Raw genomic sequence first — 22,852 nt, 5'->3', positions numbered from 1 at the left:
TCGGAGCTTGCATGATAATCAAGATGATTCCCGAGATTGGCCATTTCGCACTGGTAGTGGCTCTGCTGATGGCGGCGATACAGGGTGTGGTACCCCTGGCCGGTGCCGCCACCCGGCGCCCGTTATGGATGGCCTATGGTCAGCCCATGGCGACAGGCCAGTTTCTGTTCGTGGCAATTGCCTATGCCTGTCTGACCGCCAGCTACATGCTGGATGATTTCACCGTCGCCAATGTGGCCAATAACTCCAATTCCCTGCTGCCCTGGTACTACAAGTTGAGCGCGGTTTGGGGCAACCACGAAGGATCGGTGCTGCTGTGGAGCATGATGCTGGCGGGGTGGGGCTACGCCGCGACGCGGTTTACCGGGTCCCTGCCACGGGACATGGTGGCCCGTGTCATGGGCATCATGGGGCTGGTATCCGTCGGCTTCCTGCTGTTCATCCTGGTGACGTCCAACCCGTTCGAGCGTCTGCTGCTCAATACGCCGCAAGACGGCGCCGACCTCAATCCGCTGTTGCAGGATTTCGGCCTGGTTATCCATCCGCCGATGCTTTACATGGGCTACGTCGGTTTTTCGGTGGTGTTCGCCTTTGCCATTGCCGCCTTGCTGGGAGGCCGGTTGGACGCCGCCTGGACCCGCTGGGCGCGTCCCTGGACCAATGTCGCCTGGGCATTTCTGACAGTGGGCATCGCCCTGGGTAGCTGGTGGGCATACTACGAGCTTGGCTGGGGCGGCTGGTGGTTCTGGGACCCGGTGGAAAACGCCTCCTTGCTGCCCTGGTTGACGGGAACCGCTCTGATCCACTCCTTGGCGGTGACCGAGAAGCGTGGTTCGTTCAAGAGCTGGACGGTGTTGCTGGCGATTTCCACCTTTTCTCTATCGCTGATGGGTACCTTCCTGGTGCGGTCGGGCGTGTTGACTTCCGTGCATGCCTTCGCCAACGATCCGTCGCGGGGCTTTTTCATCCTGATGCTGTTGGCAATCACCGTGACCCTGTCGTTGCTGGTATTCGCGTTTCGTGCGCCGCGGGTGAGCCAGAAGGTCGGCTTCAGCTGGCTTTCACGGGACTCTCTGCTGCTAATCAACAATATCCTGTTGGTGATCATGACGGTGACCGTGCTGCTGGGAACGGTCTACCCGCTGATTCTCGATTCACTGGGCCTGGGCAAGATCAGTGTCGGCCCTCCTTATTTCAATACGCTGTTCGTGCCGTTGACCGTGGTGATGTGTATCTTCATGGGCGTGGGGCCGACGGCGCGCTGGAAACGCATGTCATTCGACGTCGTGGTCAAGCAACTGTGGCTTGCCGGTGCAGCGGCACTCGTCATCGGCATCGTTGCGCCGTTGATCTATGGGGGTAGCTGGGATCTATGGGTCTCGTTGGGCCTGGTATCGGCCCTGTGGATCGTGTTGCCCATGGTGCGTGACGTCTTTGCCAAGACGCGTCATGCAGGCTCCCTGGGGAGCGGGTTGCGCAAGCTCTCGCTGGCCTACTGGGGAATGGTGCTGGGCCATTTGGGGATCGCCGTTACCATCGTCGGTGTGACCATGGTCTCCAACTACAATATCGAGCGTAACGTGCGCATGGCGCCGGGGGACACGGTGGAAGTCGCCGGTTACCAGTTCACCATGCAGCAGCTTTCCAGTCGGCGCGGCCCCAACTTCCTGGCCGATACTGCCGAATTGCAGGTGCGGCGTGGTGATGACGGGCGGAGTTTCCAGATGAATCCGGAAAAACGCCTCTACCTGGCCACCGGTATGCCCATGAGCCAAGTCGCCTTGCGTCCGGGGCTCTTTCGCGACCTGTACGTCGCCATGGGTGAGGATCTGGATGACGGCAGCTGGGCCATGCGAATTCAGTACAAGCCATTCGTACGCTGGTTGTGGCTGGGGGCGCTGTTGATGGCGGCCGGTGGCGTTCTCGCTGTCGCCGACAAGCGCTACCGTCGTGTCAGGGCCAAGGAGGCAGCGCGTCCGGCTGCTGCCCGAACGGCCACGGAGGCACACTCATGAAACGGCGACTGTTACTGTTATTGCCGTTGGTAGGGTTCCTGCTGTTTTCCATTTTTCTTTACCGGGGGCTGGCGCTGGACCCTTCGCATCGGGACTCGGCATTGATGGCGAGGGAGTTCCCTGCGTTCACCTACTCCACCCTGGAAGATCCGCAGCGAGAGGTGGACCTGTCGCTGCTCAAGGGGGAGGTGACGCTGGTCAATGTCTGGGGCGAATGGTGCCCGGCCTGCAAGCAGGAGATGCCTCAACTGCTGGATCTCGCCGACCGGGGCGTCCGGCTGGTAGGCATCAACTATCGCGATACACGCGAGAAAGGGCTGCAGTTCCTGGAGGAATTCGGCAATCCCTTCGAGCTGAATATATTCGACCCGGACGGCGATCTGGGCTTCGATCTGGGCGTCTACGGTGCGCCTGAAACCTTCCTGGTCGACCGCGACGGAATCATCCGCTATCACCATACCGGCTACATTTCACCGGCTGACGTGCGCGACGTGATTCTCCCGGAGGTAGAAAAATGGCAGTGATACGATTGTTGTTGGCATTGCTTGTGCTCGGTAGCGCCGGCACCGCCATGGCGGCGGCCATCGAAATGCGCGAGTTCGACGACCCCGTGCTGGAGAAACGCTACCACTCTCTTATCGGCTCCATGCGTTGCCCGTTGTGCGAGAACCAGGCGATCAACGATTCCGATGCGCCGATTTCCGGCGACATGCGCGAGCGGGTCTATGTGCTGTTGCAGGATGGCCGCTCGGATATCGAAATTGTCGATCATATGGTCCAGCGGTTCGGCGAGTACATTCTCTACAACCCGCGCCTGGAGAGCCGCACCTACCTGCTCTGGGGGCTGCCCATCGCCCTGGTGGTAGTTGGAGTGCTGGTCATCTTCCTGCTGATGCGAGCGCGTCGCAATGCCTCTTCCCGCAAGCTGAGCGCCGAGGAAAGCGCTCGCCTGGATGCCCTGATTAACCGTGAGAGGTCGTGATGACACTGCTCTGGATTGCTTTTGGCCTGCTGCTCCTGCCAGCGGTGTGGCTACTCGTCACCCCGTTACGTCAAGCCCCCGAATTGCACCGGGAACTAACCGAATTCGAAGCCAGCGATACCACGGCCGAGCAGAATGTGGCGGTTTTCAAGCGCCGCCTGGCATCGCTTGAAGCCGCCCTGGCGCGTGGCGACATCGACCATGAGCGCTACGCCGAGGATCGCCTGGAACTGGAACGCAGCCTGCTGGAAGACACGGAAGCGAGCGAGCGGCGCCCGCTGCAACCGGCAACCGCCGGGCGGTTCGTGATCCCACTGGTCATGGTGATGGTGGTAGTCGCCGCGGTGGTCTGGTATCAGTACGAAGGTGCCGAAGGGGACCTGGCGTTGTATGCGGTACAGCAGGAGGTGGAAAGCCATCCCGAAGGCTCCCTGGAAATGTATGTCGAACGCATGGAAGAGCAGGCGCAGCGCCAGCCCGACAATCCCAACGTATGGTCGGCACTGTTCCCGATTTATCGCGAAACCGGACGCATTCCGGAAGCGGTGAATGCCCTGGAACGTCTGATCGCCATCGAAGGCCGTGTCGCACCCTTGCTGGCGCAGCTGGCACAGATCCGCTTCTTCATGGCCGGGCGCGAGTTGACCCCCGAGGTGCAAGCCCTGGTCGACGAGACACTGGCGCTGGACCCTCGTCAACCCACCGTGCTGGGCTTGCTCGGCATCGAGGCGTTTGATCGTGGCGACTACGAAACTGCAGTGGATCGTTGGCGCCGCGCGATCGCCAGTGTCGGGGACCCGAATACCGAACAGTCCCTGCGTGAAGGCATCCGCATTGCCCAGCAGCATATGGGTATAGCACCCGATGATGCTGAAGCAGTAGCTTCCGGCCCGGGCATCAACGTGCGTGTCAGCCTGGACCCCACCTTGGCGGAAATGGTCGACGAGGATGCCACGGTCTTCATCACGGCCCGTGATACGGAAGGCGAACTGCCGCCGCTGGCCGTGATTCGCACCACGGCAGCCGAGCTGCCCATGACCGTTACCCTGGATGACACCACGGCGATGTCTCCTCAGGCCCGCCTTTCGATGGTCGATGAGGCCCGGCTGATGGTGCGTGTCTCCTCCTCGGGCCAGGCCACCCCACAGCCGGGCGATCTGTTCGGTGAGTTGAGCAGAACAGAAGTGACGGCTGAGGATGGCGAGCCAGTGGAAGTCGTGATCGACAGGGTATTCGAATAGATGGCAATGGCCTGATTCGATGCGCTTGACCTCCATCCGCCTGGCGGGTTTCAAGTCTTTCGTCGACCCGGTCACCGTTCCCTTCGATGGCAACATGACCGCCATCGTCGGCCCGAACGGTTGCGGCAAGTCCAACATCATCGACGCCGTGCGCTGGGTCATGGGGGAGTCCTCCGCCAAGACCCTGCGCGGCGAATCCATGGCCGATGTGATCTTCAACGGCTCTACCGGGCGCAAGCCGGTGGGCCAGGCCGCCATCGAACTGCGTTTCGACAACCGCGACGGCGGCATGGGGGGCGTCTATGCCCAGTATGCCGAGATCGCCGTCAAGCGTCAGGTAACGCGGGACGGTCAATCTAGCTACTTCTTCAACGGCCAGAAATGCCGCCGTCGCGATATCGCCGATCTATTCATGGGCACCGGGCTGGGGCCGCGCTCCTACGCCATCATCGGCCAGGGCATGATCTCGCGCCTGGTCGAAGCGCGGCCCGATGACCTGCGGGCCACTCTCGAGGAAGCCGCTGGAATCTCCAAATACAAGGAGCGTCGCCGCGAAACCGAAAACCGCATGCGGCGTACCCAGGAGAACCTGGAGCGTTTGGACGATATTCGCGAAGAGCTCGATAAACAACTTGAGCGATTGAAGCGTCAAGCCGAGGCCGCCCGCCGCTACCAGGAGCTCAAGCAGCGCGAATATCGCCTCAAGGGGGAGCTGGCCCTGCTGCGTGCGCGAACCCTGCGTGCCGAGCAGGCTCAGCACGAGGCGCGTGTGCGCGAGCTTGAAACCGCGGTGGAGCGCGAAGTGCTCGGGGTTCGCCAGTGTGAAAGCCGCCTCGAGCAGGCGCGGCTCGGCCATGACCAGCTGGCAGAAGAGCTGGACCGTCATCAGCAGCGTTTCTACGCCACCACAACGACCATTGCCCGCCTCGAGCAGAATCTCGCCCATCGTCGCAGCCGCGAATCCCAGCTGGCGGGTGATATCGACGCGGCGCGCAGGGAGCACGCCGAACAAGCCCGACTGACCGTGAGCGACGGCGAGCGCCTCGAAGTCATTTCCCATCGGCTGGCCGAGCTGGAACCCGAGCAACAAGCCCTGGAGGAGCAGCTCGAGGAACTGGAGGCGGCTCAACAAGCCTGCGAACCGGATGCGGAAGCTGCGGAAAACGCCTGGGAAGAGAGCAATGCCCGTTGGCAGCGTGCCGGTCGTGACGCCGAGCGATGTCAGGATCAAGTCCGTGAACTAGAAGGGCGCATCAGCCGTCATCAGGCCGATATCCAGCGCCGCCGCCAGCAACGCAATGAAATCGACGATCTGGAACGCCTGCGCCTGGAGCATGAAGTCCAACGCGAACGCCTGGCGGAAATCAGTGAGACAGCCGCGACCTTCGAATCGAAGCGGGATGAACTGCAACGAGCGCTGCTCGAGGCGCGCGACCAGCAGCAGTCGTTGAGCCGTGAGCGTGACCGCCAACGCGATCGAATGAGCGAGTGTCAGGGGGAGTTGGCTTCGCTCAACGCTTTGCTCGAAGCCGCCCTGGCGGAACCCGATGAGCGGCTCAACGAACAGCTGCAGGCGCATGGATTGGCTTCGTGTCCGCGACTGGGAGAGAGCCTGGACGTTTCGCCTGGATGGGAAACGGTGGTTTCCTGGGTGCTGGCCCCCTGGTTGAGCGCTCGGATGGTCACGCCCGAGCAGTTGCAACCGCTGAATGAGCGCTTGGCCGGCAACCTGCAACTGCTCGGGGCGGAAGCACCCGACATCGCGATAAGCATGGATTCACTGGCCGCCAGGGTGCGTGGCGCGGGGGCGCTTAATGCCTGGTTGGCCCAGATACACTGCGTTGACGATCACAATGCCGCCCTGGCCTGGCAAGAGCGTATCGAACCCCCGGCAAGTGTCTTGAGCCGCGATGGCCTGTGGGTGGGAGCGGGCTGGTTGCAGCAACTAGGGGAAAATGAACAGCTCGACGCCGTGCTGGTGACGCGGCGTCGGCAGCGCGATGCCGAGCTTCAGTGGCAAGCGGCGCGCGAGGCCTGGGAGCAATGCGAAGAGGCGTGTCACGCCACCGCCGAAAGCCTAAGTGAGATCGAGCGGTCCCGCGAGACGTTGGCGCAGCAGGAGCGCGATCACACCGCAAGTCATCAGCAGGTAGCGTTGAAGGAGCGTAGCCTGGCAGGCCGCCTGGAGCATCTGGAAGACCGCACCCGGGAGCTGGATGAAGAATTGCAGCAGCTGAGCCACGACGAAGCCGAGCTCAAGCTGACCCTGGAAGAGCAGCGCGAGGCCTGGCATGTCGCCATGGAGCAGCTCGAGACGGCGGCCCGGCAGCGCGAAAGCGATGATCAGGCCCGGCGCGAAGGGCGTGAGCGGCTGAGTCGACTGCGCCAGCGCTACGCGCCGCTTAAGGAGCAGCAGCAAGCTCTGGCCCTGGAAACCCAGCGGTTGAGTACCGAACAGGCCGGCCTGGTCGCCCAGCAAGCTCGTAGTGACGAGGCCAATGAGCGTCTCGAGTTACGCATCGCCGAACTGGAGGAGGCGCGTGAGGCTCTGGTGGAGCCCGACGAGATGGAGCGCGAAGAGCTGGAAGAGTTGCTTCACCAACGGGAGCGCGAAGAGCAGCGCCTCAACGAGGTTCGCCAAAGGGCGCAGGCGTTGGCGGATCAGTTACGCGAAGACGAGCAGGCACGCCAACGTCACGAGCGCACTCTGGAGTCGAGTCGCGAGCAGCTACAGCAACGGCGTATGGAGGTGCAGGCATTGGCGCTCAAGGCCGACTCTCAGGAGGAGCATCTGGCCGAACTGGGCCACGATGCTGCCGCCCTGCTCCCGGAATTGGCGGAGGAGGCCACTGAAGGCGAGTGGCAACAACAACTGGAGCGCGTGGCGGAAAAGATCAAGCGGCTCGGGGCGATCAACCTGGCGGCTATCGAGGAGTACGACCAACAAGCCGAGCGTCGCGATTATCTAGAAGCGCAGCATCAGGAGTTGAGCGATGCGCTGGAAACCCTGGAGCGGGCGATACGGCGTATCGACCAGGAGACTCGGGTGCGCTTCAAGGAAACATTCGACCAGGTGAATGGCGGACTTCAAACGCTATTTCCACGCGTATTCGGTGGTGGCGCGGCTTGGCTGACGCTGACCGGTGAAGACCTGCTAGAAACTGGCGTGGCGATCATGGCGCGGCCACCCGGCAAGAAAAACAGCACCATACACCTGCTCTCCGGTGGGGAGAAAGCGTTGACCGCCTTGTCGCTGGTGTTTGCCATCTTCCAGTTGAACCCCGCTCCCTTCTGCATGCTGGACGAAGTGGATGCGCCGCTGGATGATGCGAACGTGGCGCGTTACGCTAAACTCGTGAAGGAAATGTCGGATAACGTCCAGTTCATCTATATCACCCACAACAAGATCGCCATGGAAGCTTCGGAGCGACTCATGGGTGTCACCATGCAGGAACCGGGTGTGTCGCGGCTGGTTGCGGTGGGGGTAGAGGAAGCCGCCGCGTTGGCTCAGGCTTGAAAAGACGATACTCTCGGTAGGTAGTGAATCACCCGATAAAGGAAAAGGGTGGGCATAAGGAAGTAAATTCGGTAAAACAAGTGTGCCGGAGCATGGAAATCGGCAAAATGTGGCCCTTTTCGTAGCAATCGCGCTATGCTTGCTGGCAGTACCCATTATTAGGCATGGCGCCTTAGCAACAGGCAAGACGACCCATGGAACTTTCAACATGGAATTGAGAGAGTGGCTTATTATTCTGGGACTGGCGCTGGTGACGCTCATCGTCGTTGACGGTGTGCGTCGCTTGCAGCGTCAGCGTCGAGTGCCCCGCCTGGACCAGGTGGATACCAGTTCAAGGGAGTCGGAGCAGGATCCGGAAGCAGCCGCCCGCGAGGCGGAAATCGAGTGGGAGCTCCCCAACGGCGGGGCAAGAGTCTTGCGCCCGGCGGACTACTCGGGAGTGAAAGAGAAACCCAAGCTCAAACGCCAGGAGCATCCGGGGCCGTCCAAGGTGCTCTCGGAATTCCGGCATTCGTTTGGCGGCCATGAAACCGGACACATCTCCCCCGGCAACAAGCCAGCAGGTACGACGGAAGAGACGCCGCAAGCGACCACTCCATCCATGGCGTCTCGCCCCGTGTCGCCGGAACGACCCTCCCCAGCTCCTGCTAGCGTTACTTCACCGACCTCTGCGACTACTGCTTCTTCTCCTGCCGCGCCAGCCAGCGAAAAGGACGAGCCCCGCGTCGAACGCGAGGTCGCTGAAACGGATGCCACCATGACTGCATTCCATTCAGTAAGTGAAGGCAATGCCGACACCGAACGTGACAGGGTCCGTAGCAGAAGCAAAAATAACGGTAAGAGCGGTATCGATAGCATCGAAGCCCAAGCCGAGGAGCGGGTCGGCGATATCCGACAGGAGCCGCGTATCTCCGCACTGGATGAGCAAGAACCCACGATGGCCGCCGATATGGCGGATGACGATTCTCCGACCCTCGCGCCTAAGAGCGAGAGCCAGGCGAGTGAGGCGAACGCTTCAAGGCCGCGTCGGCAATTGCGCAGTAATACCGTAGGTAACCAGCCCGCTGCCGGGGCGGCACCGGACCAGTCGACACAGCCGCAAGAGTCGGCTGCTCCTCTCTCCGCACTGGAAGACGATGAGCTGCAAAATGACGAGTATGACGACGAGCAGTATCGGCTAGTGGATTTCGAAGGAATGGGCCACTCGCTCAAAAAGCGCATGTTGGAGCATCGCCAGGCGCGTCGTCTGCGCAAGGAAGAAAAGGCTCGGCGCGCACAGGAGGCGGCCAAGCTCAAAGCCGAGCGCAAGGCACTCGAAGCTCAGAAGCGTCGTGACGCCGAGGAGGCTGCTCAGGCGGAGCGGGCGCGCCAGGCACAAGAGGCTGCTCGACAGCAAGAGCAGGCCCAGCGGGAAGAAGCGGCAGCTCGGGAGCAGTACGCTTACGAGCAGGAGCTTCAGCGAGCCGACGATGACCACAACGCCCGCTCGGCAGCGGATGGTTGGCGCGAGGAGCGCCTGCCGACCCATCCCACCATGGAAAAGGCGCTGCGCAATGACGTGGATGGCAACCATGCCCGGGATACACTGACTCATGCCGAAGAAGTCGTCGTGATCAGCGTGATATCACGCGATCCGGATGGTTTCCCCGGCGCCAAGCTGCTGGAATTGATGATGGCTTGCGGTTTGCGCTACAGCAGCGACATGGGAGTGTTCCACCGGTTCGAGACCGAAAGCCCCACCAGCGAGCTGCAATTTTCCATGCTGAACGTGATCAAGCCCGGTACGTTCGCACTCGATGTCGAAGAGGACTTTACCACTCCCGGTATCACCCTGCTGATGCCGCTACCCGGCGCCCTGGATAGCAGTGCTGCGTTCGAGGCAATGGTAGAAACCGCCATGGTAGTGGTACGTCATATGGGCGGCGAATTGAAGGATGAGAACCATAGCGTCATGACCGCACAGACCATCGAATTCGCTCGCCAGCGAGTGCATGAGTTCGAACGCCGTCATCGTTTGAGCCGACAACTTCACGCCCATTGATTCGCGGTTTGCTTCCGACACCCGTCAGCTTCACGGCTGGCGGGTGTCGTTGTTTGCAGCACGCGTCAATCACTCTTTTTATTCGTTCGATGTGGATTACCGATGAGCCAGCCCGATCCCAAGACACTCGATGAAGTGGCACAGCTACGTGCTGAACTCGATGAAGCCAATTACCAGTACTATATTCTGGATGATCCACAGCTTACCGATATAGCTTACGACCGTAAGCTCAAGCGCCTGCAGGAACTCGAGGCGGCTTACCCCTCCCTGGTGACCGAGGATTCGCCCACCCAGCGGGTGGGGGCGGCACCGGAATCCAGCTTTCCCGCCATCGAACACGCCGTTCCCATGCTGTCGCTGGACAACGCCTTCAGCGAACAGGATATTCAGGCATTCGCTCAGCGTGTCGCGGAGCGCCTTGAAACCCAGGTAGACGAGTTGACGTTCGCATGCGAGCCCAAGCTGGACGGTGCTGCGGTCTCGTTGGTCTACGAACAGGGCGTGCTGGTGACGGGGGCCACCCGAGGCGATGGGCGCACCGGCGAGGGCATTACCTCCAACTTGCGTACGTTACGTTCCATACCGCTCAAATTGCGTGCTCGCCACGTTCCCGAGCTTCTCGAAGTCCGCGGCGAGGCGATCATGAGCCATGCCGGTTTCGAGGCGCTGAACCAGCAGGCCAGGGAGAATGGAGACAAGGTCTTTGCCAACCCGCGTAACGCCGCGGCCGGCAGCCTGCGCCAGCTAGATCCTCGGGTAACGGCTCGCCGTCCCCTGGATTTCCACGCCTATCAACTGGTTCGGCTGCAACCCGACATGGGCGATGATTCCCATAGCGCGCTGATGCGCCGTCTCAAGGAGTTGGGGTTTCGCAGCAGCACCGAGCTCGCCGTGGTGAAGGGCCCCCAGGGTATCATCGACTACTGCCGCCGCCTGGGTGAAACACGCGATCAGTTGGGCTATGACATCGATGGCGTGGTCATCAAGGTCGATGACCTGCGCTTGCAGCGCGAGCTGGGTTTCGTGGCTCGCGCCCCGCGCTGGGCGATTGCGTTCAAGTTTCCCGCCCAGGAGGAAACGACACGGGTCAATGATGTCGAGTTCCAGGTAGGGCGTACAGGCGCTATCACTCCGGTGGCGCGCCTGGAGCCGGTGTCGGTAGCCGGGGTCACGGTCTCCAATGCAACGCTGCATAACGCTGACGAGATCGAGCGCCTGGGAGTGATGATAGGCGATACGGTCGCCATCCGTCGGGCGGGGGATGTCATACCTCAGGTCGTCCGCGTGGACACCACACAACGGCCGCCAGATGCCCGAAAGATCGAGTTTCCCGTGCGCTGCCCGGTATGCGATGCCGAGGTGGAGCGGCTGGAGAACGAAGCAGTGGCGCGCTGCTCGGGAGGACTCTATTGCCCCGCCCAGCGCAAGGAGGCGCTCAAGCATTTCGCCAGTCGCCGGGCGCTGGATATCGATGGGCTGGGAGAGAAACTCATCGACCAGCTGGTGGAGCGGGACTGGGTGAAGACCCCGGCTGACCTGTTCTATCTCGAGGCAGCGCAACTGGCCGAGTTGCCACGTATGGGAGTGAGGTCCTCCACCAAGCTGATCGACGCCTTGGCCCGCTCGCGGCAGACGACCCTTTCTCGATTCATCTATGCGCTGGGTATTCGGGAAGTGGGCGAGGCCACGGCGGCCAATCTCGCCAGGCATTTCGGCACGCTCGACGCGCTGCTCCAGGCCTCGGTCGCTGCACTCGAGAGCGTCGAGGATGTCGGACCCATTGTCGCCACCCATGTGCATACCTTCTTCAGCCAGCCGCACAACCGGGAGACCATCGCCGCCTTGAAGGCGGCCGGTCTCACCTGGGATGAAGCTGAAGTGACCCGCGCGGTGCAGCTGCTCGAAGGGCAGACCTGGGTGTTGACGGGTACCCTGGAAAGCATGACCCGCGATGAAGGCAAGGCTCGCCTGCAGGCCTTGGGCGCCAAGGTGTCAGGCAGCGTATCCAGGAAGACCGCCTGCCTGGTGGCGGGCGAGGCCGCCGGCAGTAAGCTGGCCAAGGCCGAGCAGATGGGCGTGGAGGTAATCGATGAGTCCGCTTTCCTCGAACGCCTGGCAAAATGGGAACGAGCCGCACGAGAGGAGACCCCATGAGTCGTTTCATCGAAGTTCCGGCGCGGATGCTGCCGCCTGAGACGCTGGACGCGCTGCTGGAAGCTTTCGTGACCCGCCAAGGTTACGACACGACCGATACCGGCGAAGGGATGCGCGGCTGGGTGGCCGAACTCAAGCGGCAGCTGGAGCGCAACGAGCTGATCATCGCCCACGATCTGGAGCTGGAAATGACCGAAGTCATGACCCTGGCCCAATGGCGTTCGTTCGGCCGGGATCTCGCCGACGATAAGGAAGAGGGCAACTCTTATTGACCTGTATCAAGGAGCGGGATGCTTTTGCTCCTTATACGACCAAGATAGGCTTTAACCCGCTAAAACAAACGCTTACCCTGAGCCGCTTTGCGGGGTGCGATGAATGTACGTACCTTTCCCTAGCTTGGCTTGGTGGTATGTGTGTTCATGAATACATGGTTGCGACGACTTGCGGCTCCCCTGGCCTCATTACGAGGGTTCGTCTTCTGCATGATACTGGCCGTCTCCCTGGCGGTCTTTCTCGGCGTGACCCTGGCAGCCTCCCTGCTTTACGAAGACATCATGCGACGCCAGGCGGCGCAGACCTCGGAAAATCTGGCCGAGCAGACCTTTAACTCGATGTTCCAGGTCATGCGCCAGGGCTGGACGCGTAGTGACCTGGAGCGGTTCATCGACGCCACGAAAGCCGCCCACGCCAACTCTCCCTTCGAGATCGACATCTATCGCGGCGACCTGGTCGCCGAGCAGTACGGCACCATCGAGCAACCCCGGGCGGATGCGGATATCCGACAGTCGTTCGCCCGGGGTGTCCAGCAGCTCGAGCACCAGGGTAACCTGACCCGGCGAACCTATCCCATGGTGGCGCGTCTGGAGTGTTTGAGCTGCCATACCAATGCCGCGGTGGGGGACGTGCTGGGGGTCATCGATATTCGCCATGACCTGAGCCCGGTCACCCTGGAAGCGCGAAAAGGCTATGTGGCGCTGTTTCTGGTGGCTTCGCTACTGGTATTGCTGGTGGCTGCGGCGGTGTCCTCGCTGGCGGCCGGCCGAGTGCGGCGCGCCCTGGAGCAGTTTCGTCTGCGCTTGAGTTCGGTCAACACGGTCAAGGATTTCCGTACTCTGGACATCAGCGATGTCGACTTGCACTTCCAGGAGCTCAACGCCGCCTTTCACGATATCAACGGCCTTTCCCAGCGGCTGAAGGACGTGGCGGTGGACAAGGATATCCTCGAGTTCGAGATACGTCTGCTGAGCAAGTTCATCATTACCTCCGATGTAGTGCGGGACTGGCGTGAGTTCATCAAGGACTTGTTGGTGGATATCAACACCATCATCGAAGCCCACACCTTGCTCACCATTTTTCAGGTAGAAGACGAAGGCTACGAACTTGAGGTGTTCTGGTATCACGAGCCCACCACCCAGGATCGCAAGATATTCGAGCGAATCGTCACGCGCCAGCTGGAACAGAAGCCGCATTTTCAGCAGGACATCGCGGTCGTTCGCATCATCCATCACAGTGTCACGCTGAATGCAGACCAGACCTCCACGGAAGCCACCATCACGCCCGAGGACCTCGAGCTGCAGACCAAGTCGTTGCTGCTCGATGCGCCGCGTATCGGCGGCGTGGTGGGCATCGGCGTGCAATCGGAAATTGCTCGCGACCCCATCCGTCATATCGTTATCGACGGCATCCTCTCGACCCTGCTGAACCTGGTCGGCTCGGTTAAAGCGATCTACAAGTACACCCAGGACCTCGAGTACTACGCCACACGCGACCCCTTGACCTCGCTGCATAACCAGCGGGTATTCAAGGATCTGCTGCATTACGAGGTGGGCCGGGCCAAGCGCCACAAGGAGTCGTTCAGCCTGCTGATGCTGGACATGGACAACTTCAAGCTGGTCAACGACCGCCATGGCCACGCCTTTGGCGACCAGTTCCTGCAGGCGTTCAGCAAGGTATTGCATGATGCCGTGCGTCCGGGGGATTTCCTGTCGCGTTACGGTGGCGACGAGTTCACCGTGATCCTGCCCGACACCGGCGAGTCCCAGGCCTACTCGGCGGCGCAGCGTATCTGTCAGCAATTGACCGAAATGGTGCTGGTGGCCCCGGATGGCTCGCCGGTGCGCGCCACGACCTCGGTGGGAATCGCGGTATATCCGCAGCATGCCGAAGATCCCAAGGACCTTTTCCTGCTGGCCGACAACATGATGTACAAGGCCAAACGCATGGGCAAGAACTGCCTGGCGTTGCCCGAAGAGGATGAAGTGGCGGCTATCTACCGCAAGGTGGGGGAAAAGAATCAGATGGTGCTCAATGCCCTCGAGGAGGAGCGCATCGTGCCGTACTTCCAACCCATCGTCGACGTCAACAGTGGCGAAATCCAGGTACACGAACTGCTGATGCGTATCGAGATGGAGGGACGTATCGTGCCCGCCGGAGAGTTCATCGATATCGCCGAAAGCATCGGGGTGATCCATCGCATGGACTACCTGCTGATCGAAAAGGCCTTCGAGCAGGTTCATCGGCAAGGCTATGAAGGCATGCTATTCATCAATCTGTCGCCGCGGTCGTTGATCATCGGCGAGTTCATCGGTCGTATCCATCAACTGGCGGTGGACTATCATATCGACCCCCAGCGAATCGTCTTCGAGCTGACCGAGCGGGAGACGGTAAGCAATCTCAAGCTGCTGGAAAAGTTCGTGCTGGATCTCAAGATGCAGGGGTTCAGCTTCGCCATCGACGATTTTGGCTCGGGTTACTCCTCGTTCCATTATCTCAAGCAGTTCCCTATCGACGTGATCAAGATCGAAGGGGAGTTCATCCGCAACATGTTGCAGGATGACAAGTACCTGGCCTTCGTCAAGAGTATCGTCACGCTGGCCAAGAGCCTGGGCGTGGCAACCATTGCTGAATTCATCGAAGATGCCGAGGTGCTCGCGGCGGTCAGCGAGCTGGGGATCGATTATGGGCAGGGCTATTATCTCGGTCGCCCCGCCCCCGGGTTTCTTATTCCCGTCGTCGAATCAAGTCACTGATCAGGCGCCGCCCGGGATGCAGGTGATCCACCAGCGGCGCCCACAAGGGCATGGGTTCGTCGCATAGTCGCGAGGCGATCAGCTCGGCGCATAACGGCGCGCTAGCCAGCCCCCGCGAGCCGTGGGCGGCGCTTATCCACAAGCCGCCATGATGCCTGCCGGGAATCTCGGGAACGCGCGTGGCATCCTTCTGCAGGGCGGCATAGTCCTCAAGCCACGCCTCGGCGTCGGGTACCGGCCCGGCGTAGGGACTTTTGTCGGGGCTGGCGGCGCGTACCGCCGCGCGACCCTGCAAGCGGGTAGGGTCGAGTGCCACGCCCGTCGCCTCCAGGTTTGCTACCAGCGCCGGTAGCGTACGACGCAACTCCTCGATATTGCCGGCATGCTCGGCCTCGCGCAGGGAGCAGTCCGCCTCGTTGGGAACGAAGCTGGCGCCGAACGTCAGTACGCCGTCGAGAGGCGGGGACACGTAACCGCCGGCGCACACCACACGGTTCATGGGGGCGAGCGCCTGGTGCTGGGCCGGCGTCAGGGGCAATTGGCTGACCTGGCCCCGTACCGACTGCAGCGGAAGCCGCCGAGTCTGGTCAAATTGACGGCTGGCCGCGGCGGTGGCCAGCACGACCTGGTCGGCCTGCAGCGAATCGCCGTTGGCAAAGTGCAAGCGCCACGAGCCAGGCTGCGCCTCCAGGCGTTCCAGCGTAGCCTGGCGGAAGGTAATGCCGGGCAGCGATGCCAGCCGCTCGCACACGGCCTGGGGCCTGACCCAGCCCGCCTGGGGATAGTCCAGCCCTAGCCGGGCCTCTACGGAATAACCGATACGCTGGGTGGCCTGGTCGGCGTCTACCGCTTCGACCACGTTGGGCGGCAGGTCGTGACTGGCACTGAAGCGCGCCTGTCGATTGGCTTCCTTTTCCGTCAGGGCGAGTTGCACCACCCCGCACTCCCGCCATAACGACTGCTGCGGATCGAGCCGCGCCAACCAACGGCGGCTGTGCATCAAGCCGCTCAGGTAGACCCGGCTCTGGGCGTTGCTCTCGGCGGCGAGCTTTACATAGAGCGCACCCTGGCGATTGCCCGAGCCTCCCGCTCCCGGACCCTGCCGGTCGATCAGCGTTACCTCAATACCGCGACGTGCCAGCGCCTGGGCGACGCTGGCGCCGGCAATCCCCGCACCTACCACCGCCACGTGATGGGCGTTACTGGGTGCGGGGGGCATGAACCAGGGCGTCGACTGGCGCCGCTTGTCGCTGGGTGGTGTGGCGATCTCTCCCGCGAGCATTTCACGCTTGCGGCCGAACCCCGACACCTTGCGCCAGGTGAAGCCGGCCGCCTTCAATCCGCGCTTGACGATTCCCGCGCAGGTGAACGTGGCGAAGGTCGCTCCCGGCCGGGAGCGCTCGGCCATGGCCTGGAACAGTTCCGGTTGCCACATCTGCGGGTTCTTGGCCGGGGCGAATCCATCCAGAAACCAGGCGTCGACGCGGCCGTCCAGCAGTTGCAACGACTCGGTGGTATCGCCGAAATGCAGATCCAGGGTGACTCTGTCGCTCAACATCAAGCGGTGGACGCCCGCCACCGGCTCCGGCCACTGCTCGACCATGACCTCGGCGTAAGCGGCAAGCGACGGCCAGGCGGTCAGGGCGCGAGATAGATCAGCCCGAGATAGCGGAAATTTCTCGGTGGAGACCAGATGCAGGCGGGCGCCAGCCAGCGCATGAGCATCGAAGCAGGCCCAGGCGCAGAGCATGTTCAACCCGGTGCCGAAGCCGGTCTCGCCGATCACGAACGGGCGAGCTTCCCGCCAGCGGGCGAAACGCTCGGGTAGATTGTTGGCTTGCAGGAATACATGCTCGGTTTCGGCGCGCCCATCTTGGCGCGAGAAGTAGACGTCATCGAAGTCACGAGAGTGGGGCGCACCATCCTGCCAGTCCAGGGGCGCCGGCGTCATCCGGGTCAGCTCGGGCAAGGGGGGGAAGCGTTGGGTCACACGCAGAACCACGCAGGTTAAAAAATGATCAATTCGAGAATGGCGCCGCTATCTCTGGGTTAGCGACGACCGTCCGCTGGGTTTCAACAGAGTTTTCCACAGCCTCTGTGAAAAAGATTAGATACCTGATGTGGAAAACCGCTCACGGCATGACTTTCTTGAATGGCTTGACGCTAACCTTGTCGTAGACACCGGCGATGATGTAAGGGTCGGCATCGGCCCAGGCCTGGGCGTCTTCGAGGCTTTCGAACTCGGCAACCACGAGGCTGCCGGTGAAGCCTGCCTCGCCGGGATTCTCGGCATCGATGGCGGGGTGGGGACCGGCCAGTACCAGGCGGCCTTCATCGCGCAGGGTCTCTACGCGCGCCAGGTGATCGGGCCGCGCGGCAAGCCGGCGCTCGAGGCTGTTGGGAACATCTTCACTGATAATGGCATACAGCATGGGGATAACTCCTGTTGAGGACGGCCCGTATTGGGACGGCCCGTATTGGGACGGCCCGTCATGGGGCGGACCGGCACGTAGCGCGTGATTGACCGAGTCGGCACAAGCGCGCACCATTGAGTGCGCGTCGTTAATGACATTCCAAGTTACGTTTTCTTATGGCGTTACCATTTTGACAAACTTGCCAGACGGCGTCATGCCAATGCCTCGACTTCCTCTTGAGTTCACCGCCGAGCAGCGCTACGCGATCGACCTCCACATGCACTCCACCGCCTCGGATGGTGCCTTGACGCCTACCGAGCTGGTCAACCTGTGCGCCGAGCGCGGGCTTCGCTACATGGCGCTCTCCGATCACGACACCATGGACGGCGTGGCGGAAGCCGGGGAGGCGGCGCGCCAGGCAGGTATTACCCTGGTGCCGGCCAGTGAACTGTCCACACGCTGGCAGGGCATCAATATCCATGTGGTAGCGCTGATGCCCGGCGGGCTGCGGGGGCCGCTGGTGGAGGGCCTGCAACAACAGCGCAAGTCGCGGATAGCCCGTGGCGAGGTTATCGCCGAGCGGCTGGAGAAGCTGGGGCTGGAAAACGCCCTGGCCAAGGCGCGTGAACAGGCCGGCAGTGAACGCCCGCTGGGGCGACCCGATTTCGCCAAGGCCATGGTGGCGGCGGGAATGGTGGCGGACCTGGCCACGGCCTTCAAGCGCTATCTGGGCAGCGGCAAGCGCGGCGACGTGAAGGCGCACTGGCCGGAAATCGGCCAGGCGGTGGAGTGGATCGTCGAGTCCGGCGGGGTGGCGGTACTCGCCCATCCCATGCGCCACGGCTTGACCCGGCGCAAGCGCGGCTTGTTGATGGATGGTTTTCGCGAAGCGGGGGGACAGGCGGTGGAGCTGGTCAGCGGTTATCAGAACCCCGACGCCACCCGCGACTTGGCCCGGCAACTGGGCGAGCGTGAGCTATACGCCTCCATGGGCAGCGATTTCCACTTCCCCGGCGGCCACCTGGCACCGGGCAGCATGAGCCCGCTGCCCCGCACCCAGACCCTGCCCATATGGCGACACCCCCGGTTGCAACACCTGGATGCAGCGCCTCCCGGCCCGTTGAGCCTCTAGGTAGAAGGCGAATAGACTCGGGTACGTCACGTTGGGCCAAGTCGTGCCATCATGTAGTCACGCATGTTAATCCCGGCAGCAGGAGCAAGCTTATGAGCCAATTCTTTCAGATTCATCCGGAAAATCCGCAGAAACGATTGATCGACCAGGCTATCGAGATCATTCGCCAGGGCGGTGTTGTGGCGTACCCGACCGACTCCGGTTACGCGCTGGGGTGTCATCTGGGCGACAAGAAGGCCATCGAGAAGATCAAGTGGCTGCGCTCGCTGGACGACAAGCACAATTTCACCTTGGTGTGCTCCGACCTTTCCGAGATCGGTACCTACGCCAAGGTCGATAACGCCGTCTTCCGGCTGCTCAAGGCGCACACGCCGGGGCCGTACACCTATATCCTCACCGCCACCACCGAGGTGCCGCGTTTGCTGCTGCACCCCAAACGCCGTTCCATCGGCGTGCGGGTACCGAATCATCGCATCACCCATGCGCTACTGGACGCCCTAGGAGAACCGCTGATGAGCGTCACCCTGATTCCGGTAGGGGAGGAGTTGCCCATGACCGACGCGGAAGAGATCCGCGAGCGCTATGGTGCCCACCTGGATGCCATCATCGACGGTGGCGCCTGCCATCTCGACCCCACCAGCGTGATCGACCTGCGCGAACTGCCGCCCACGATCCTGCGCGAAGGGCGCGGGGATATTACGCCCTTTCAAAGTTGATGACCTGACGCTTGTCGTTGTGTCAGGTGGTGCCAGGAGACCTTGCGGAATAGCGAGGTCTTTTGGGTTGGGCCGCAAGGTGGCTATGAAAACTTTCAAGCGCTGGTAGGCTTTATACGGAAAACCCACGGTGAATAGACGCACAAATTTAGTATCGAAGCGGCAGAGGACCATGCTGTCCGCGGGGCGGTTTTACCAGCCAATCACCCGTCAATGGGGGAAGTGGGCGCCGATCTTCAAGGTGATGGCGGTACTGTGGATGGTACTTGCCTTGTTCATGGCCCTACCATGGATTCTGCTCTTGATCGAGCAGGATTCCGATGCCTTGGCGTTCGGCGTCTCGATCCTGATTGTACTGGCAGCGGTCGCTCTCAGCTGGGGAGCGACATGGCGGGTCTCGATCGAACTCAAGCCATGGCAGATGTTCATGCTCACGACCACCAGCTGGGTCACCATCAGTGGCTTCGCCAGCTTGCCGTTGGTTCTCGGGGCGCCGCAACTCTCCTTCACCAATGCCGTGTTCGAATCCGTCTCGGCGATTACCACCACGGGCTCTACCGTACTGGTGGGAATCGATTTTCTCTCCGACGGCCTCAAGCTGTGGAGAGGTATCATGCAGTGGCTGGGAGGGATCGGCATCATCGTGATGGGCATTGCCATCCTGCCGTTTCTCAAGGTCGGCGGGATGCGTCTTTTCCATACCGAATCCTCCGATTGGTCGGATAAGGTGATGCCTCGCACCGGTGGTATCGCCAAGGCTACTTTGAGTATCTACTGTGGGCTCACCTTTCTGGCCATGCTGTCCTACTGGCTAGGCGGCATGACCCTGCTGGATGCCATCGTCCATGCCATGACCTCGCTTGCCACCGGTGGGTTCGCCAATACCGATGCCTCTTTCGGCATGTATGCCGAACAGCCCGCTCTCATGTGGATGGGTAGCTTTTTCATGCTCTGCGGGGCCTTGCCGTTCGTGCTTTACATCCGCTTTCTGCGCGGCTCACCGGGATCGCTGGTCAAGGACCAGCAAGTGCAAGGATTGCTGTTACTGCTATTGGTGGTAATTCTGGCGCTGACCGGTTGGCGAATGTGGTACGGGACGCCACCCTTCGAGGCGCTGACCCATGTGGCCTTCAATGTCATCTCGGTGGTGACCACCACCGGTTATGCATCGGATGACTACACGCTCTGGGGACCACTAGCCGGTGTCGCTTTCTTCTACCTGACGTTTGTCGGTGGCTGCAGCGGCTCCACCAGCGGCGGCATGAAGATATTTCGTTTCCAGGTGGCGGCGATCATGCTGCGCAATCAGCTTCGCTTTCTAGTGCATTCCAATGGGGTCTTCTCGTCCCGCTACAATGGCCATCCCCTTACCGATGAAGTCTCCCGAGGCGTGGTGGCTTTCTCGTTCTTCTTTTTTCTGACCGTCGCGGGGCTGGCGCTAGGCCTGGCCGTGATGGGGCTGGATATTACTACCGCGCTTTCCGGAGCCGCTACAGCGGTCGCCAACGTCGGCCCCGGGCTCGGCAACATCATCGGCCCTTCGGGCAATTTCGCTACCTTGCCCGATGCCGCCAAGTGGCTGCTGTGTCTCGGCATGCTGATGGGGCGGCTGGAAATCCTCACCGTGTTAGTCCTGTTGACGCCGATGTTCTGGCGCCAATAGCACGTGGTGCGGGTATCGCCCTGCTGGTCGATCCTTATTGGTCGTCGGAGGTTGCCTGTTTGCGCGGGTCCTCGCTGTCTTCATCCAACCAGGTGCCGCAGCGAAGGCAGTAGCGGGCGCGTTTCTCATGACGATCGTACCCGCAGCCGGGGCACGCTTCGTCGGAGTAGCGCTCTTCGCGCAACGAGCGAATCACCTGGGCCGAGAATACCCCCGTCGGGACTGCGATGATCGAATAGCCCGTCAGCATCAACACTACGGTAATCGCCTTACCCAACGGGGTTACCGGCACGATATCGCCATAGCCCACAGTGGTCATGCTGACGATAGCCCAGTAGATTGATTGAGGGATGCTGGTGAAACCGGTTTCCGGTGACTCGATCAAGTACATCAGTGCCGCGAAAAGCGTTACCAGAACCAGGATGGACGAGAAAAACAGCAGGATCTGACGTGTACTGCGCCTCAAGGCGTCAAGGAGCAGCTGCCCCTCGCCGACGAACTCCATCAAGCGCAGAATACGAAAGATGCGCAATACCCGCAGCAGGCGAATCAATACCAGGCTATGGGCGCCGGGTACCAGCAGCACCAGCCAGGCGGGGAGTACGGCGAGCAGATCGATCACCCCATAAAAGCTCTTCAGGTAGAGCCAGGGTCGCTCCAGGCAGTAAAGGCGCAGCGCCAGTTCAATCGTGAACAGCACGGTAATACACCACTCCACCAGCGAGAACAGCTCGCCGTAGCGAGCGTGGTAGGCCGCCACGCTGTCCAGCAGGATCACTACCACACTGATCAGGATGGCGATGATCAAGGCGATATCGAAGCCTTTCGAGGCCGGCGTATGGGATTCGAAGATAATATGGAATATCCGGGTACGTAATCCTTCCCCGGCGGGTTTGAATGCCAGACTCATGCGACTTCCTTGGCTTGAGGTGAATGAGTGATCCTGCTTGAGGGTACTGAACGATGCTGGCCTCTGCTCAGCCTAGCTCGGTTTCAATGCTCAGATAATGGGCGAGCCTCAACGCCGCCTGGCCGAATGCCGGCGGCAAATGCGGATCGTGATGCAGCGATTCGATCAGGATATTGGCTTGCCGCTGTTGCTCAACGGGCAGCCCTGGGTGTTGCGCCAATTGCAAAAATGCCTGGGTTGCCTGGGTCAGCAATTCTGTTCGGGAAGTGTCCTGGTAGCCGTCCAGCGCCAGGCAGGCGCGATGAAAGAGCTCCTCCGGCCGGCTGGCCTCGGGCAGCGGCCACTCCTGGCGTAACAGCAGATTGCCCCGGGCGGCCTTGCTGCTGTCGCTCGGGCGTAGTGCGACGCGTTCGGCCAGGGCGAAAGCCAGTGACCATAGATCCTCCGCGGTGCCGAGCTTGAGTTCGAGTTCCGCCTCGCGAATGGGAACGCTATCACTACCAGCGCGGATCTCACCTTCGTCCACGACCACTTCGACAAGGCTTGCGCGGCCTTGTCCATGACGTACCTCCCAGCGGCGCCGGGTGAAGTCGGTTGCCAGGCGTGGTTGCAACGAGGTGAGGTCGAGTTCCGTAAGCGCTTGCATGGACGGCAGGGTGGCCAGCCGTGTCAGGTCCAGTTGCGGGCCCGGCACTTCCCATTCCCATTCCCCCCGCTGGGATAGCCCGCCGCCGCCATGGCCTGCGGTTTTCAACGTCTGCAAGTAACGGCCTGCTACCTGGCGCACACGCAGAGCAACGCGAGCTTTTTCCAGGTCGGCAGATGGAGTGTCGTAATAGGTATTGCTTACAAGCTGCGTTTGTTTGTCTAGGCTGGCCAGTAGCGGGTGGCGGCTCAGGGCTTCCGGCCCTTCCGGCGTCAGGGCAAGTTTAAGCTCTATCTCTTGGCTCATTGCAGCGCCACCTCGCTTGTGTGACAAATAGATGAATTTTTCATGACATTATGAACTTTTCATGACGGCGTCGAGGGCAGTCTTTA

16 protein-coding genes are annotated in these 22,852 nt (G+C 61.4%); 12 read left to right on the top strand and 4 right to left on the bottom strand.

Features of this window, described 5'->3' with window-relative positions:
• Positions 1 to 11 precede the first annotated feature (11 nt).
• The 9 genes from R5M92_RS09120 to R5M92_RS09080 all read left to right on the top strand — a co-directional run bounded on the left by R5M92_RS09120 (position 12) and on the right by R5M92_RS09080 (position 14,979).
• Entirely contained in the window at positions 12 to 2,015 is a 2,004-nt protein-coding gene (locus R5M92_RS09120; protein ID WP_346795614.1) for a heme lyase CcmF/NrfE family subunit, read from the top strand.
• On the top strand, positions 2,012 to 2,539 hold the full coding sequence (locus tag R5M92_RS09115; protein ID WP_346795613.1) for a DsbE family thiol:disulfide interchange protein: 528 nt from the start codon (positions 2,012 to 2,014) through the stop codon (positions 2,537 to 2,539). Before R5M92_RS09120 ends, R5M92_RS09115 begins: the two co-directional genes overlap by 4 nt.
• Positions 2,530 to 2,997, top strand: a complete 468-nt coding sequence (locus tag R5M92_RS09110; protein ID WP_346795612.1) for a cytochrome c-type biogenesis protein — start codon at positions 2,530 to 2,532, stop codon at positions 2,995 to 2,997. The genes R5M92_RS09115 and R5M92_RS09110 overlap by 10 nt, the downstream gene beginning before the upstream one ends.
• Positions 2,997 to 4,238 carry a c-type cytochrome biogenesis protein CcmI gene (gene ccmI, locus R5M92_RS09105; protein WP_346795610.1) on the top strand — a complete coding sequence of 414 codons (1,242 nt, stop codon included), beginning with the start codon at positions 2,997 to 2,999 and terminating at the stop codon, positions 4,236 to 4,238. Before R5M92_RS09110 ends, ccmI begins: the two co-directional genes overlap by 1 nt.
• A 19-nt stretch (positions 4,239 to 4,257) precedes the next feature.
• Positions 4,258 to 7,755, top strand: a complete 3,498-nt coding sequence (smc, locus tag R5M92_RS09100) for a chromosome segregation protein SMC (RefSeq protein WP_346795609.1) — start codon at positions 4,258 to 4,260, stop codon at positions 7,753 to 7,755.
• Between the two features lie 208 nt (positions 7,756 to 7,963).
• A complete protein-coding gene (gene zipA, locus R5M92_RS09095) occupies positions 7,964 to 9,796 on the top strand; it encodes a cell division protein ZipA (RefSeq protein ID WP_346795608.1) in 1,833 nt (610 codons plus the stop codon).
• Between the two features lie 102 nt (positions 9,797 to 9,898).
• The gene (ligA, locus tag R5M92_RS09090; protein WP_346795607.1) at positions 9,899 to 11,950 is read left to right on the top strand and encodes an NAD-dependent DNA ligase LigA; all 2,052 of its coding nucleotides are present in this window, start codon (positions 9,899 to 9,901) and stop codon (positions 11,948 to 11,950) included.
• Positions 11,947 to 12,222, top strand: coding sequence for a YheU family protein (locus R5M92_RS09085; protein ID WP_346795606.1), 276 nt, complete (start codon positions 11,947 to 11,949; stop codon positions 12,220 to 12,222). The genes ligA and R5M92_RS09085 overlap by 4 nt, the downstream gene beginning before the upstream one ends.
• A gap of 147 nt (positions 12,223 to 12,369) precedes the next feature.
• The gene (locus R5M92_RS09080) at positions 12,370 to 14,979 is read left to right on the top strand and encodes a bifunctional diguanylate cyclase/phosphodiesterase (RefSeq protein WP_346795605.1); all 2,610 of its coding nucleotides are present in this window, start codon (positions 12,370 to 12,372) and stop codon (positions 14,977 to 14,979) included.
• Here R5M92_RS09080 and mnmC read toward each other — a convergent pair.
• Both mnmC and R5M92_RS09070 read right to left on the bottom strand, forming a co-directional pair.
• On the bottom strand, positions 14,951 to 16,969 hold the full coding sequence (mnmC, locus tag R5M92_RS09075) for a bifunctional tRNA (5-methylaminomethyl-2-thiouridine)(34)-methyltransferase MnmD/FAD-dependent 5-carboxymethylaminomethyl-2-thiouridine(34) oxidoreductase MnmC (RefSeq protein ID WP_417338664.1): 2,019 nt from the start codon (positions 16,967 to 16,969) through the stop codon (positions 14,951 to 14,953). The genes R5M92_RS09080 and mnmC overlap by 29 nt on opposite strands.
• 142 nt (positions 16,970 to 17,111) lie before the next feature.
• Positions 17,112 to 17,411 carry a YciI family protein gene (locus R5M92_RS09070; protein WP_346795604.1) on the bottom strand — a complete coding sequence of 100 codons (300 nt, stop codon included), beginning with the start codon at positions 17,409 to 17,411 and terminating at the stop codon, positions 17,112 to 17,114.
• 196 nt (positions 17,412 to 17,607) lie between these two features.
• Between R5M92_RS09070 and R5M92_RS09065 the strand changes: the two genes are divergently transcribed.
• The 3 genes from R5M92_RS09065 (at position 17,608) to trkI (ending at position 20,904) form a co-directional block, all read left to right on the top strand.
• A complete protein-coding gene (locus R5M92_RS09065) occupies positions 17,608 to 18,525 on the top strand; it encodes a PHP domain-containing protein (protein ID WP_417338663.1) in 918 nt (305 codons plus the stop codon).
• A 92-nt stretch (positions 18,526 to 18,617) separates the two neighbouring features.
• On the top strand, positions 18,618 to 19,241 hold the full coding sequence (locus R5M92_RS09060) for an L-threonylcarbamoyladenylate synthase (RefSeq protein WP_346795601.1): 624 nt from the start codon (positions 18,618 to 18,620) through the stop codon (positions 19,239 to 19,241).
• Positions 19,242 to 19,413: 172 nt separating this feature from the next.
• A complete protein-coding gene (trkI, locus tag R5M92_RS09055) occupies positions 19,414 to 20,904 on the top strand; it encodes a Trk system potassium transporter TrkI (RefSeq protein ID WP_346795600.1) in 1,491 nt (496 codons plus the stop codon).
• 34 nt (positions 20,905 to 20,938) lie between these two features.
• On the opposite strand, the gene R5M92_RS09050 is transcribed toward trkI, so the two are convergent.
• Together R5M92_RS09050 and R5M92_RS09045 are read right to left on the bottom strand one after the other, a co-directional pair.
• On the bottom strand, positions 20,939 to 21,814 hold the full coding sequence (locus R5M92_RS09050) for an ion transporter (protein WP_346795599.1): 876 nt from the start codon (positions 21,812 to 21,814) through the stop codon (positions 20,939 to 20,941).
• A 67-nt stretch (positions 21,815 to 21,881) separates the two neighbouring features.
• Complete coding sequence (locus R5M92_RS09045) at positions 21,882 to 22,766, bottom strand: CYTH domain-containing protein (RefSeq protein ID WP_346795598.1); 885 nt, start codon at positions 22,764 to 22,766, stop codon at positions 21,882 to 21,884.
• Positions 22,767 to 22,852: the final 86 nt, after the last annotated feature.

The organism is Halomonas sp. Bachu 37, from assembly GCF_039691755.1.
Lineage (GTDB): Bacteria > Pseudomonadota > Gammaproteobacteria > Pseudomonadales > Halomonadaceae > Vreelandella > Vreelandella kashgarensis.
The sequence above is the reverse complement of the archived record's forward strand: the minus strand, read 5'-3'. Positions and strand labels throughout refer to the sequence as shown.